Annotated in this window: 17 protein-coding genes; 8 read left to right on the top strand and 9 right to left on the bottom strand. The window is 64.7% G+C overall.

Going from position 1 to position 12,505, the window contains the following annotated elements; translation table 11 throughout:
• Positions 1–10: 10 nt before the first annotated feature.
• Positions 11–1,597 (top strand): inorganic phosphate transporter, encoded by a 1,587-nt coding sequence (locus ABIE56_RS00310; RefSeq protein ID WP_429241830.1) that lies wholly within the window; start codon positions 11–13, stop codon positions 1,595–1,597.
• Here the strand turns inward: ABIE56_RS00310 and ABIE56_RS00305 are convergent.
• The 6 genes from ABIE56_RS00305 to ABIE56_RS00280 all read right to left on the bottom strand — a co-directional run bounded on the left by ABIE56_RS00305 (position 1,594) and on the right by ABIE56_RS00280 (position 7,541).
• Positions 1,594–3,351, bottom strand: a complete 1,758-nt coding sequence (locus tag ABIE56_RS00305; protein WP_429241829.1) for a chloride channel protein — start codon at positions 3,349–3,351, stop codon at positions 1,594–1,596. The genes ABIE56_RS00310 and ABIE56_RS00305 overlap by 4 nt on opposite strands.
• Positions 3,348–3,776 (bottom strand): MarR family winged helix-turn-helix transcriptional regulator, encoded by a 429-nt coding sequence (locus tag ABIE56_RS00300; RefSeq protein ID WP_429241828.1) that lies wholly within the window; start codon positions 3,774–3,776, stop codon positions 3,348–3,350. Before ABIE56_RS00300 ends, ABIE56_RS00305 begins: the two co-directional genes overlap by 4 nt.
• 62 nt (positions 3,777–3,838) lie before the next feature.
• On the bottom strand, positions 3,839–4,717 hold the full coding sequence (locus ABIE56_RS00295) for a bestrophin family protein (RefSeq protein ID WP_429241827.1): 879 nt from the start codon (positions 4,715–4,717) through the stop codon (positions 3,839–3,841).
• A 17-nt stretch (positions 4,718–4,734) separates the two neighbouring features.
• Entirely contained in the window at positions 4,735–5,103 is a 369-nt protein-coding gene (locus ABIE56_RS00290; RefSeq protein ID WP_429241826.1) for a 2-hydroxyacyl-CoA dehydratase, read from the bottom strand.
• 67 nt (positions 5,104–5,170) lie between these two features.
• Entirely contained in the window at positions 5,171–5,902 is a 732-nt protein-coding gene (locus ABIE56_RS00285) for a 2OG-Fe dioxygenase family protein (protein ID WP_429241825.1), read from the bottom strand.
• A gap of 61 nt (positions 5,903–5,963) precedes the next feature.
• On the bottom strand, positions 5,964–7,541 hold the full coding sequence (locus tag ABIE56_RS00280; protein WP_429241824.1) for a L,D-transpeptidase family protein: 1,578 nt from the start codon (positions 7,539–7,541) through the stop codon (positions 5,964–5,966).
• A 298-nt stretch (positions 7,542–7,839) separates the two neighbouring features.
• Between ABIE56_RS00280 and ABIE56_RS00275 the strand changes: the two genes are divergently transcribed.
• Positions 7,840–8,562 carry a murein L,D-transpeptidase catalytic domain family protein gene (locus ABIE56_RS00275; protein WP_429241823.1) on the top strand — a complete coding sequence of 241 codons (723 nt, stop codon included), beginning with the start codon at positions 7,840–7,842 and terminating at the stop codon, positions 8,560–8,562.
• A 53-nt stretch (positions 8,563–8,615) separates the two neighbouring features.
• Complete coding sequence (locus ABIE56_RS00270) at positions 8,616–8,957, top strand: hypothetical protein (RefSeq protein ID WP_429241822.1); 342 nt, start codon at positions 8,616–8,618, stop codon at positions 8,955–8,957.
• 74 nt (positions 8,958–9,031) lie between these two features.
• Here ABIE56_RS00270 and ABIE56_RS00265 read toward each other — a convergent pair whose 3' ends face one another.
• A complete protein-coding gene (locus ABIE56_RS00265; protein ID WP_429241821.1) occupies positions 9,032–9,715 on the bottom strand; it encodes an SOS response-associated peptidase in 684 nt (227 codons plus the stop codon).
• 125 nt (positions 9,716–9,840) lie between these two features.
• Here ABIE56_RS00265 and ABIE56_RS00260 point away from each other — a divergent pair, with 125 nt between their 5' ends.
• Positions 9,841–10,164, top strand: coding sequence for a hypothetical protein (locus ABIE56_RS00260; protein WP_429241820.1), 324 nt, complete (start codon positions 9,841–9,843; stop codon positions 10,162–10,164).
• 85 nt (positions 10,165–10,249) lie between these two features.
• Positions 10,250–10,477, top strand: a complete 228-nt coding sequence (locus tag ABIE56_RS00255) for a hypothetical protein (RefSeq protein ID WP_429241819.1) — start codon at positions 10,250–10,252, stop codon at positions 10,475–10,477.
• Here ABIE56_RS00255 and ABIE56_RS00250 read toward each other — a convergent pair whose 3' ends face one another.
• Both ABIE56_RS00250 and ABIE56_RS00245 read right to left on the bottom strand, forming a co-directional pair.
• Complete coding sequence (locus tag ABIE56_RS00250) at positions 10,478–10,858, bottom strand: hypothetical protein (RefSeq protein WP_429241818.1); 381 nt, start codon at positions 10,856–10,858, stop codon at positions 10,478–10,480.
• Between the two features lie 38 nt (positions 10,859–10,896).
• A complete protein-coding gene (locus ABIE56_RS00245; RefSeq protein WP_429241817.1) occupies positions 10,897–11,301 on the bottom strand; it encodes a hypothetical protein in 405 nt (134 codons plus the stop codon).
• Positions 11,302–11,432: 131 nt separating this feature from the next.
• On the opposite strand from ABIE56_RS00245, the gene ABIE56_RS00240 reads away from it, so the two are divergent.
• The 3 genes from ABIE56_RS00240 to ABIE56_RS00230 all read left to right on the top strand — a co-directional run bounded on the left by ABIE56_RS00240 (position 11,433) and on the right by ABIE56_RS00230 (position 12,503).
• Positions 11,433–11,843, top strand: a complete 411-nt coding sequence (locus ABIE56_RS00240) for a hypothetical protein (RefSeq protein WP_429241816.1) — start codon at positions 11,433–11,435, stop codon at positions 11,841–11,843.
• Positions 11,844–11,929: 86 nt separating this feature from the next.
• Positions 11,930–12,166, top strand: coding sequence for a hypothetical protein (locus ABIE56_RS00235; protein ID WP_429241815.1), 237 nt, complete (start codon positions 11,930–11,932; stop codon positions 12,164–12,166).
• A gap of 100 nt (positions 12,167–12,266) precedes the next feature.
• The gene (locus tag ABIE56_RS00230; RefSeq protein ID WP_429241814.1) at positions 12,267–12,503 is read left to right on the top strand and encodes a DUF2188 domain-containing protein; all 237 of its coding nucleotides are present in this window, start codon (positions 12,267–12,269) and stop codon (positions 12,501–12,503) included.
• Positions 12,504–12,505 lie beyond the last annotated feature (2 nt).

The raw sequence follows: 12,505 nt of genomic DNA, 5'->3' as shown, positions 1-12,505 counted from the left end.
GAGGCACGCGATGAACAGCACCGTCCTGAGCTCCCAGCCCGTCGGCTCCCCGCAAACCCGCATGATCAGTTTCCTGGTGGGTGCCGGCGTCCTCCTGGCTGCGGCGATTTACGTGGGCTCGCAATTGGGTCACGACCTGACCGTCGCGCCGGCCAGCCCTACCTTCGAATACGTGCTTTTGGGGATCGCGTTGCTGATCGCCCTCGGCTTCGAGTTCGTTAACGGATTCCACGATACGGCCAACGCCGTGGCCACCGTCATCTACACGCGCTCGCTGCCGGCGACATTTGCCGTCGTATGGTCGGGTAGCTGGAACTTCCTTGGCGTGCTCATCTCCAGCGGTGCCGTGGCCTATGCGGTGCTCCAGTTGCTTCCCATCGGGCTGGTACTCAACGTCGGCACCGGGGTGGGCTTCGCCATGGTGTTCTCGCTGCTGATCGCGGCCATTATCTGGAACCTTGGCACCTGGTGGCTCGGCTTGCCGTCATCCAGCTCACACACCCTGATCGGCTCGATCATCGGTGTCGGCGTCATGAACCAGATGATGAACCCGGGAGACGCCAACGCATCGGTGGACTGGAGCCAGGCACTGAGCGTGGGCAAGTCGCTGCTGTTCTCGCCCTTGATCGGCTTTGCGCTGGCATATCTCCTGCTGCTTGCGCTGAAGACCTTCGTGAAGGTGCCCGAGCTGTACCAGGAGCCCCATGGCGACAAGCCGCCGCCGTTCTGGGTGCGCTCCCTGCTGATCCTTACCTGCACGGGTGTGTCGTTCGCGCACGGCTCGAACGATGGCCAGAAGGGCATGGGCCTCATCATGCTGATCCTGATCGGCACCGTGCCTAGCGCCTATGCGCTCAATAAAGCGGTGACCAGCGGCGAGACTCAGACCTTCGTATCGGTGGCGCACCACGCAAGCGAAACCCTGTCGAAGTACGCCAGCGGTGCGGAGCCGGTCGCGAACCCGCGTGCCGAGATCGAGCATTACATCCAGTCGCACGAGGCGACGCCGCAGGCCCTGCAGGCACTGACCCAACTCACCGCCACGATCGCGGGCCAGGTGGCGCAGCGCCCGTCGCTCGCCGACGTGCCGCAACACGAGGTCAACAACGTCCGCAACAACATGTACCTGAGTTCGGAGGCACTGCGCCTCATGGCCAAGGACAAGAAGCCTGCATTCTCGCCCGAGGACCAGGGTGTGCTCGACAACTACCATGGCCTGCTCGACAAGGCGACCAAGTTCATCCCGACCTGGGTGAAGGTGGCGGTCGCGATTGCCCTGGGCCTCGGCACGATGGTGGGCTGGCGGCGCATCGTGCGCACCGTCGGCGAGCGTATCGGTAAGCAGCACCTCACCTATGCGCAGGGTGCGTCCGCGGAAGTGGTGGCGATGCTGACGATCGGCGCGGCAGATCGCTTCGGCCTGCCGGTGAGCACCACCCACGTGCTCTCATCCGGCGTGGCGGGCACCATGACGGCCAATGGCTCCGGCCTGCAATGGCCCACCGTACGCAACATGCTGCTCGCGTGGGTGCTCACCTTGCCGGTATCGATCGCCCTGGCGGCTGGCTTGTTCTGGCTGTTGCGGCACGTGTTCTAGCGCGGCCGAAACGGGCGCGGACGCCAGAAGCGCTCGCGCCGGTGCTCCTCATGGAAATGGGCATCCAGCGGCCGGACCAGGTCGCTGCGCGAAACAATACCGACCAGGCGGCGCGAGCCGGGGCTATCGACGACGGGCATCCGTTCGATCTGGTGTACGGCCATGCGCGCGGCCACTTGCTGGCAGGTCTCGCTGGGGACGGCGGTTTCGACGGGTTCGCTGGCTGCCGCCGCCCCGATGTTGCCAGTGCTCCCGGCATCGATCCAGCGCTGTAACGCGCCGCGATCGACCATGCCCACAAGCAGCCCATCAGCGGCAACGGGGAATGCGCGATGCGTTTGCCCGGGACCGAAGCAGGTGGTCATGACGACATCGAGTGGCGTGGCCGCATCGATCACCTGCACGCCAGCCGTCATGACCTCACGTACATCGTGTCGCTGCAGCGGATCGACGCCATACTCCCGGAAGATGTGATAACCGCGGCGCGCGATCTTCTCGGTCATGATCGAGCGGCGCATGGTCACGGTCACGAATGCATGCGCTGTGAGCGTAGCGGCGAGCAGGGGCAGCATGGCATTGCCATCGTGCGTGAGCTCGAAACCGAACACGATCGCCGTGAGCGGTGCGCCCAACGTGCCGCCTAGTGTCGCGGTCATGCATACCAGTGGCCACAACGTCGGCTCGGCGCCAGGCAGGACGTGGCTGAGCACGACGCCAAGGCCGGCGCCGAGCATGAGCAGGGGTGCGAGCACGCCGCCCGAGGTGCCCGAGCCCAGGGCCACGACCCACATGATGGCCTTGACGATAAGCAGGGCGATGGCAACGCCAAGGACGACATGCTGATGCAGCAGGTCATCGATGACGTCGTAGCCGACACCCAGCGCACGCGGCTCGATCAGCCCGCCCACGCCGATGACAATGCCTGCCAGCGCCGGCCACCACATCCAGTGCAATGGCAGGCGAGCGAACATGTCCTCGACCTTGTACAGCGCAGCGGACAGGCCTGCGGCGAGCATGCCCGATAGCAGCCCGGCGACAAGGCAGGAGAATAGCGCCACCATGTGCGGCGGCGTGGTTTGCAGAGGAAAGATGGCACCCGAGCCGAACCATAACGCACGGGCGAAGCCTGCCACGGCACATGCCACGGCCACGGGGATGAAGCTGCGCGGGCGCCATTCGAACAGGAGGAGCTCTACCGCGAGCAGCACGGCCGCGAGTGGGGTGCCGAACACCGCGGTCATGCCGGCGGTCGCGCCGGCGACCAGTAGCGTCTTGCGCTCCGCCGCGGTAAGGCTGAGCGTCTGCGCGAGCAGCGATCCCAGCGCGCCCCCGGTCATGATGATCGGGCCTTCGGCGCCGAAGGGGCCGCCGCTGCCGATCGCAATGCCGGATGCCAGCGGCTTCAGGAGTGCCACCTTCGCCGACATGCGGCTTTTGCCGAACAGGATGGCTTCGATCGCTTCGGGAATGCCATGGCCGCGGATTTTCTCCGAGCCAAAGCGCGCGATCAGGCCAATGAGCACGCCGCCGGCGATGGGGATGGCCACGACCCAGGCACCCAGCGTATGGCCGGCCGGTGAGCGATCAGCAAAGGAGAACGCGCCAAAGAAGAACATGTTCGTGAACAGGTGGATCAGGCTGAGCAGCACGAAGGCCGCCAGCGTGGAAAGCACGCCCACCGGCACGGCCAGGCCAGCCATGAGCGGCAGGCGTGGATTGGCGAAGAAATCCCGTCGGGTGCTGTCGTGGCTCATGCGTCGCCGTCCGGCAGGTTGGGGATAAAGAACGTGCCTTGCAGCGAACGCAACTCCGCGCGGTGCATGGCGGCAAGCTTTACCAGCATCGCCTCACCGTCGGCAGTCAGGCGTACTTCGACAACGCGCCGGTCCTCGCTGGATGGTGTGCGCATGACAAGGCCGAGTTCTTCGCAACGGCCGACCAGGGCTACAACGCCGTGGTGTTGCGCCTGTAAACGTTCGGCCAGTTCCCCGACAGAAACCCAGTCGCGCCCTGGGTAGCCTTTGATGTGCAGCAGGGCCAGGTACTGCAGGGGCGTGAGTCCCGCTTCACGGGCAGCGTTCTCCGAGAACCGCTCGAAACGGCGGATCTGGTAGCGGAACTCTGAGAGTTGTTCGAAATCGCTTTTCGAGAGGCGCGACGACCTGGGGCTTCGGGACATAGCGGGGCATGGCGATCAACGGGATCGCCAATATATCACAGTATGATATATATGCCGAAACCCTATGACTGGTGGATAAGTGCCATCAGGTCGCCCTGAATATTCGTCGTGTACACATCCAGCGGCAGGTCGTTCGGCATCACGTCGAACGGATCCTCGATCTGATCGCCCAGGGCATCCAGGCCGAAGAAGGTGTAAGCCAGGATCGCCACCACCACCGGGGTGAACCAGCCCATGACGCCGACAAGGCAGAACGGCAGGAAGAAGCAGTACACGTGCACCGAGCGGTGCAGCAAAAGGATGTACGAGAACGGGATGGGCGTATTGCTGATACGTTCGCAGCCGGCCAATACGTGCGAAAGCTGGCTGACCTTGCTGTCGATACTTGCCAGCAGGATCGGGTCCGAGCCTTCCGCGCGCGATGCCTCGGCGAGCGCGACGCCAAGGCGATGCACAAGGAAGGCGGGTCGGTTGGGGGCGGCAAGCGCCTGCTCGGCCACGCTTGGCGCAAGCCATGTGGAGAGTTCGGGTGCGGGGTCTGTGTCGCGCAAGTGGTGACGCAGCGCGTGCGCAAACGCGATCACCATGCCGATGAGCGTGGCCCGCTCAGCCGCGGAAGCCCGCGGCAGGAAGGCGGTTACCTGTCGCGCAAGGTCGCGGCCCACGGTGACCAGCTCGCCCCAGAGGTTCCGCGCCTCCCACCAGCGCTGGTAGGCAACCTGGTTGCGGAAGCCAAGGAAGATCGCCAGCGTGAGGCCCATCAGTGTGAGTGGCGTGGCGTTCAGGCCGCCGCTGAACCAGCCGTATTTCAGGTCCAGCACGGCGACGACCAGCGATAGCGCCACGGCATAGAGCACCCGGCGCAGGATCACCGGCATGATCGTGCCGCGGTACGCAAAGAGCAGGGAGCGGATGCCAGGGGTGCGGGTATGTGGTGTCATCCCGTTATCGTACGCCCTCAGGTTCCGGGGTCTTCGCTCTTCTTGCGGCGGCGTTTTGGCGCAGGCTGGGCCAGCAAGGCCTGGAGGTAGGCGATGCCTTCTTCTTCCGGGAACCAGGAGACCACATCGGCGACGCTCAGCTTGTAGCTGATACGCAGGGCATCGAAAGCCACCCGCGCGTCGGCCAGGGGGTCTACGCGGACGGTCTTCGGCCTGCCGGGTTTGCGCTTCTCGGGCGCCGGCGCGGCGGGCGCCGCGACGGGCGGCGGGGAAGCGGCTTTCTGGCGGTCGAGTGCGGCGAGTTCGTCCTGGAACTGTCTGAAATCGTATTTGCCGGACGAATTCATCACTTCAATCTGCAGCGGCGAGGGCTGCCATTGTGGCACGGGCAGATGTCGGGAATTTGAGAATCCGGGACACTTGTTGGTGCGAACGTCTCACCGCGATCGGCCATTAGCCTCCGCGGAACGTCACCACCAGCACGTCGCGGTGGGAGGCCTTGGCCGGATCGAGCGGTGTAACGGGCGTAACCCCATGGAATACGCGCGGATCGTGGATGAGTGCCGAATCGAACGGCCGGGCCAGGGTGAACTCGCCGAGCGCGGTGCCATCCGGTGCGTGGATCGTGGTCGTGCCGCTGGCAATGTTTTCGCGATCGACCAGGAGGACCAGTACGTAGTCGACGCCATCGCGGTGGCTGCCCTCCGGGGTCGGTTCGCCGGCGGCGCCGGCGGTCGCCTCGATGCGGAACTGGTGCACCTCGATATGCCAGTGCGGCACCTCAGGCGAAAGGCCGCCGAAGAAGTCCCGGCAAAAGCCGAGGATGGCCTGCATGGTCGCACCGACGGCAATTTCCGGGAGCACCGGTTCAAACCACCGCTGGATATCCCCTTGCAGCGAATTGTAGGTCCGGGCCTGGAAGTGGGCCTGGTGCGGCCGTTGCTCGACGCGGCCGAAGCGCTCAGCGGAGTAGGTGGCGTGCCGGCGGCGGCGGAAACGTCCCGTGGCCGCAAGGTACGTATCCGGCTCGAGTGCGTTCCAGCTTGCCGCGAAGGCCTCCCAATCGGCCAGCGAAGCCACGTGGCTGACCAGGTCGCGCATGGTGTCGCCGTGTACGAAGGCGAAGCCCTCGTCGTGCACCTGGTCGTGGAGGGTCAGTTCGGTCGCTTCGAGGGGGGCGTTCATTCGCGCAGTATACGCCCGGCCACCGCGGCCGGGCTGCGGCAAAACGCATCAAGGCGGTGCGCTACAAGGTCTTCAGCAACTGTGGTTTGTTGAGCGCCGCCAACAGCGGCGCATCCCTGCCATAGATATCGTTCTTGTAAGCCAGCTTGCCGTCGTTATCGATATCGACCGTCCAGTAGGCCAGCAGGATCGGCACCTTGGTTGGCAAGGTCACGTTCTGGGTCTTGCCGGTGGCGATGCGCTCATCGATTGCATCGCGGTTCCATTTCTCATCATCGTTGAAGAGGAGCTGCACGAGATCCAGCGGGTGCTCTACGCGGATGCATCCGGAACTGGTATCCCGCTTGGCCTTGGAAAAGAGCTCCTGGTGCGGCGTATCGTGCAGGTACACCGCGAATGAGTTCGGGAAGCGAATGACCACCTGGCCCAGCGAGTTGCCGGGGCCAGCGTCCTGCCGCAAGGTGACGCCGCCGGGCCTGGACCAGTTCACGCTGCCCGGAGAAATGGCGTTGCCGGCGCTATCCAGCACCCGGATCCGGTTGTTCGCGAGATACGACGGGTTCGCACGGATCTTGGGGATCACGTCGTTCTTCAGGATCGTAGGCGGAATGGTCCACGTGGGATTAAACGTGATGTACGTGATATCCGAACGGAAAATGGGCGTGCTGCGGTAAGGCTTGCCCACCTGCACGCGGGATTTCCAGATCGGATTGCCGTCACGGTAGTAGGTAACCCTAAAGCCAGCCACATCCACGACCACGAAGGTGTCCGGCAACGCATGCAGCAGCCAGCGCGCGCGCTCCATGTTCGCGCGGACCTGGCCGATCCGCTGGGCGATGGAAACATTGAGCGCTGCGAGCGTATCGGCACCCACGGCCCCGTCGATCTCCAGGAACTGGTCCTGCTGGAAGCGCTTCACCGCATCGGTCACGGCATTGTCGTAGTGCTGCCCGTGGTCCAGCGACGCATCCAGGTGCCCGCCGGCGACCAGTCGCGCGCGCAACGCACTCACCCGGGGATCCTTCATGCCGGGCTTCAGCGATGGCCCCTCCGGCACGGTTGGCCATTCGCCGTTCGCGGCGGTGGCGCGGAGCTGGGCCAGGCCATCACGTAGTTGCGCATACAGGGGGTTCTGCGGCCGTGCCATGGCGAAGGCCTGCGTCACGGTGTGATCGTTGATCGACGCCTCGATAATGGCCAGGCCCTGTTGGGGATCAATGGCCAGCGGATCGATGTTCCACACCGGATCGAGCCGCGTCGGATCAACCTTGCCACGGGCGAGTTGCACCAGGGCCGTCATGTAGGCACGGGTCGCCATGAGGTCAAAATCGGCATGTTGGGCGGGGCTGGCATCCTTGTAACCGGGCGCCTGCCAGACATTGCGCAGGGCATCGAGCCCGTAATCCTGTGGCAGCAGGCCATCGCCCTCGAGCGATGCCAGGCCGCCGAGCAATTGATCGACGTTATCGCCATCGGCCCATGCGGGGGCGTAGTGCCGCTGGGTATAGAAATCTGACAGCGCCTGACCGATGGCCGCCTCCTGGCGGCTTATGGGCCCGCCCTGGATCGGGACCATGGCCACGATCCGGGCGTAGATAGCCTGCGCGGCCGGGTCATCCGACGGAGGGGGTTGCGGCACGGTGACGCTGGTGCCTGATCCCGGGGCAGGGGCAACGATGGGGGGTGGATTCGCCGCAGAGGCGGGGGGCGCAGGGGTCTGGGCATGGCTGCACAACGGCAGAGCCATTCCCAGGAGGAGCAGGGCGAGTAAGCCGGGTAGCCGCTTTTCCATAGTCATTATCTATTGCTTCCAGTTTTTTCTGCGGTGATTCCTTCACCCTTTCACATATATGAAGGGCAGAGATGTGACGATGTTGTGGTCAGTAAATGATCACCACGTTAGGATCGGCCCATCTGTAGTCCCCCCGGCTGGCCTGATGATTCGATCGATTCGTACGCTTATCGCGTCCGCACCGCTCCTGGGTGCGCTCGCTCTCCTCCCGCTCCAGGCCCATGCCGCCGATTCGCTCGGTGCTGCGCTGGCCAAACTGGCTCCCTCCGCCGACCCGAAAGTGATTGGACTTGCTGTCCAGGCGGCGGAGTGTGCGCAGAGCCAGGGCGGCAACCCTTCGAGCCGCCTGGCCGTCATTGATTACTCGAAGCCATCCTCGCAGCCGCGCCTTTGGGTGTTCGATACCGTGAACCGCAAGCTGCTGTTCCAGGAGCTGGTGGCCCACGGCAAGAACAGCGGCGATGGCAGCAGCACGAAATTTTCGAACGCCCCGAACAGCCTGGCCTCGAGCATTGGGCTGTTCCGCACCGAAGACACCTACATGGGCAAGAATGGTTATTCGCTGCGCATGGAAGGGCTCGAGCCGGGTGTGAACAGCAACGCGCTGGCGCGGGCGATCGTGATCCACGGCGCTGCGTACGTGAGCGAAACCATGGCGCGTGCAGCTGGCCGCATCGGCCGTAGCTGGGGTTGCCCGGCAGTGAGCACGGCCGTGGCGCACAAGCTTATCGATGCGCTGAAGGGTGGGCAGATGGTGTTTTCGTACTACCCCGACCAGAAGTGGCTGGCCTCGTCGAACTACCTGAAGTGCAGCGCCAACCAGCTTGCGAAGGCCGACGCCAATACCTCGGTGCACGCGGGGACCTGATTCCGGTACCCGCTCTCGGCTAGAATCCCGGGAACCTTACCGTGGAATCCAGCATGAAACACGTTCTTGCGATCGCCGGCTGCATCCTCCTGGCCGGCTGCGCCACCAGCGGCATGAAAGACACCCTGCCCAAGCTCAGCAGCAAGACGGGCAAGAGCGTGCCGGCCTACGTGCAGTGCGTCGTGCCGAAGTGGCAGGCCATCACGAAGGATGCGAAGGGCGACGCGAAGGACGACAAGGGCGTGGTCACTGCCAGCGACGATGGCAAGCACGAGCGCCTGGAAGTTACCGCCAACGGTTCCGGCGCGCAGGTCGTGATGTACGAACTGCAGAAAATGAAGAAGGGCTCGGAATACGACAGCCGCTTCCGCGACGAAGCCATCAGCTGCCTCTAAGCGATTCACCTGTAGGAGCGCGCTGGCGCGCGATGGGCGTTACCGCAAGCCACCTATCGCGCGCAAGCGCGCTCCTACAGGGGTTGTACCAGCTCGGGGGTGTTGTTCCTGGGCGAGCCTACGGCCTTGGTGACCGGGTAGTAGACCAGGTCCGGCTCCCTGGCCGCCTCCAGTAGTGGCAGCGCGACATCCGCCGGCGCAAACAGCCAGTCTTCCCAGGCGTCCGGCGCCAGGATGACCGGCTGGCGGTCGTGGATATCGCCGCCGACCTTGCCAGGTTCGCCGGTAATGATCGTGTAGGTGCGCACCGGCTCACCCTCCGCGTCACGCCAGACTTCCCATAAACCCGCAAACAACAGCAAGCTGCCATCGGGCGGCCGGATGAAGTACGGCTGCTTGCTGCCTTTCTCGCCCTGCCACTCAAAGTACCCAGAGGCGGGCACGAGGCAGCGGCGTTTCTTTACCGCGGCCCGGAATGCCGGCTTTTCCGCAAGGCCCTCGCGGCGGGCGTTGATCATGCGGGCGCCGATCGAGGGGTCCTTCGCCCATGACGGAATGAGCCCCCAGCGGAACAGCCCGGCCTCGGCGTGGCCCTCCGCAGGCCCCGTCACCACCAGAGCGCGTTGGGTCGGAGCGATATTGAAGTGATCCTCGCGCTGGTTGATCTCGCTGGAAAGATCGAGTTCAAGACGCTCGAGCACATCGCGGGCTTCCCGCGACATGCTGGCCGGGCCGTAGGTGGCGTAGCGTCCGCACATGCGCCCGAGCATACCGCCATACTGGCAAGCGGGTGCCTTGCTGCCGGGTAGCTGGGGACGTCCCAGGGCCCTTGCCAGCCAGCCCGGGCAAGGCCAAACTCGCCCCGTCCTTGGGGGAGGCACGCATGGCGCGTTTGTTGATGATCGGCCTGCGCCTGGTGGAGGGGTCCGACGATGCCGGGCTGATCGGGCTGGTACGCTCGGCCCTCGACGTGGCGCGGCTAAAAGGCTACCTGAGCGAGTTCCCGGCGCGGCTGGTCCGCACCGAGGCCGGCATGCTCCTGCTGCTGGCGGAGCTCGTCTCCGTGCGCACGGTGGATGCCATGGACGAGGACCCCGATTTGCAGGATGTGATCATGCAGATTTCGGCGATCGCCGAATCCTTTCCGTTGCACTCGCTGGTGGAGTTCAACGCGAACCGGGTCACGTTCGAGACGCTGGATAGCTAGGCCGACACTTTTTTTCCCTGGCGTTCGCGCGTTCTTTATACGGACCTTGCTGCACTCATCCTCCCGACAGCCGGCGGAGCGTGCCATGGGCCATGACCTGGACGAAGAAACCCGCATCGACGTGGAATGCCTGCGCGACAGCAGTGCCCACGATGTGCCGCGATACACCTGGGATTACCGCGTGTTTGCGCGCGACGGAACCACCATCATAGACACCAGTGATAGCGGCGGCGTGTCCTACGATTCGCAGAAGATGGCCTTGTCCGAGGGCTGGCGCATGGCCCGGGAGTCGCTGCATCGCCTGGAGCGTTAACTAAGCGCTTTCGTGGCGCGCGCCGCGGGCCTGGGCGATCGCCTCCAACAGCTGGGCGCGGTCAAACGGCTTTTCGAGGAACACGGCGCTGGGCGGGAATGGCGCCAGGTCCTCGGGCACGCGGCTGGAAACCACGACAATCGCCGTCTTTGGCCGCTCCCGGAGCACCGCCTGAAGCAGGGCCGTGCCCCGGCGCTCCCCTGGCGTATCGGCGTGTATTACCAGCAGCGATAGATCGGGCATGTTCTGGTAGGCCCGCTTCGCGTCGCGGTAGGTCACCGTGGCGCGCGCGGCGTAGCCCTCGAACTCGAGGGCCACGGCGACGGTCTCCGCCACCAGGCTGGCTCGGTCGAATACAAGGGCGTCAGGGCGGGGGCTCATGGGCTGAGTCTAGATCTGATTGGCGTGGCCGGGGTGAGTTATTTGCCTGGGGACCCGGGCGGCCACGCCGCGTTGACGGTTTTGACCTTGGCCATCAGCTCGCGCACTTCTTCATCGCGGTCGGCGATGCGCTTTTCCTCGGCTGCCCGTTGGGCCGCGTAGTCGTGGTTGGTGCCCTGTACGGCATCGTTGACCAGGCGGCAGGTTTCCTCGATGTGCGCCGCGCGGGTGTGGAATCCCAGGCGGTCGGCCAGGATTTCCATGCGCAGGCCCGGCTGGGTCTGTTCGAGTGCCCGGGCGCGGACGACGAAGAACTGCTGCCATTCGCGCTCAGGGGCACCGCTAAGAATCGCCTCAACCCGCGGGATGTCGGGCCGATCGAACTGGCCGATGTCGTCGACGGCTTCGAAGGATTCGATTTCGATCCAGTCGCGGCTGGCCATGGCGGGTTTTCCTTAAGGGGCGTGGGGGCGGCATTGTTCGGTGCCCTGCGTGCAGGCCGCGTTACGGCACTTCACTCCGGTTGCACACTTGCGAAAGAATGCTGGGCAAGTCCCCCAAGGAGTTGCACGCCATGCGTTATCTCGCCATCGCCGGCCTTGTCCTGCTTACCGGCTGCGCCACCCAGAACGAGCGCCACGTCGGGATCCACGATGTCCTGTCGAGTACTACCTTTGCCTACCAGAACCCCTCCGACGGTGATGCCACGCTGACGATCGTCCGTGACCAGGGGCTTTGGGGCGCGGGTTGCTCCAGTGCCATCTACCTCGACGACAAGGTGGTGGCTGACATGGAGATCGGGCAGCAGCTGGTCCTTCACGTGCCCTCGGGCAGCCGCAAGCTGACCGTGATGCCGCATGGTGCGTGCAGCAGCGACCGCGTGGACGCCGATGCCACGGTGGGCCAGGGCGAGACCAAGACCTTCTCGATTCCTGCCAGTGGCGAAGGGCTCGCGGCTGCGACGGCGGCCCAGCCCAAGGCCTGAGCGGTCATATAACGCTTGTCATTGGCGACGCGAAGGCGCAAGAATCCAGTTATTCGCATCGCGTCGCCAGACGGGAGTTCCGTGACATGCACCGGCGCATCGTGGGCCAGTACTGCGTAGAAGTGCGCACCCTCCGCAACCCGCTGGGGTTGTGGAAGTCGGCCTATATCGTGGAGTTGGCGCATGCCGGCCCACGTGATTTCGTAATGATTACCCTGCTCGAGGAGTTTCTCGACGAGCGCGCCGCCGTGGACGCCGCCATGGAAAAGGGCTGCCAGCACGCTAACTGGCTTGCCGCCGCCCGCAATGCGTATTCCGGCTGACGTGACCGCCACGGCCACCTGGCCGTAACGCCTCCGCGACGACCCCGCCCCTAGCTTCGAACCATGGAGGGCAATTCGCCTTCCCATGGCGGAGTGCCTTGTGCGGATCATTCTTTACCTGCCTTTTAACGCCGCACCGCGCGGACAATGGATCGTGCGCCGCAACTCGGACCTGGCGGGCCAGTTCGCCACGCGTGAGGAGGCTCTTCGCCACGCGCGCATGTTGCTTGGTTCCATCCAGGCCCAGCCCGGCCAGGATGCGGAGATCAAGGTAGAGGACGAAAACGGCAACTGGCATGTCGATGCCGCCCATGGCGAGCCCAGCCTCGCTGGGTGATC

Origin of the sequence: Luteibacter sp. 621 (genome assembly GCF_050435445.1) — a bacterium.
Classification (GTDB): domain Bacteria; phylum Pseudomonadota; class Gammaproteobacteria; order Xanthomonadales; family Rhodanobacteraceae; genus Luteibacter.
The sequence above is the reverse complement of the archived record's forward strand: the minus strand, read 5'-3'. Positions and strand labels throughout refer to the sequence as shown.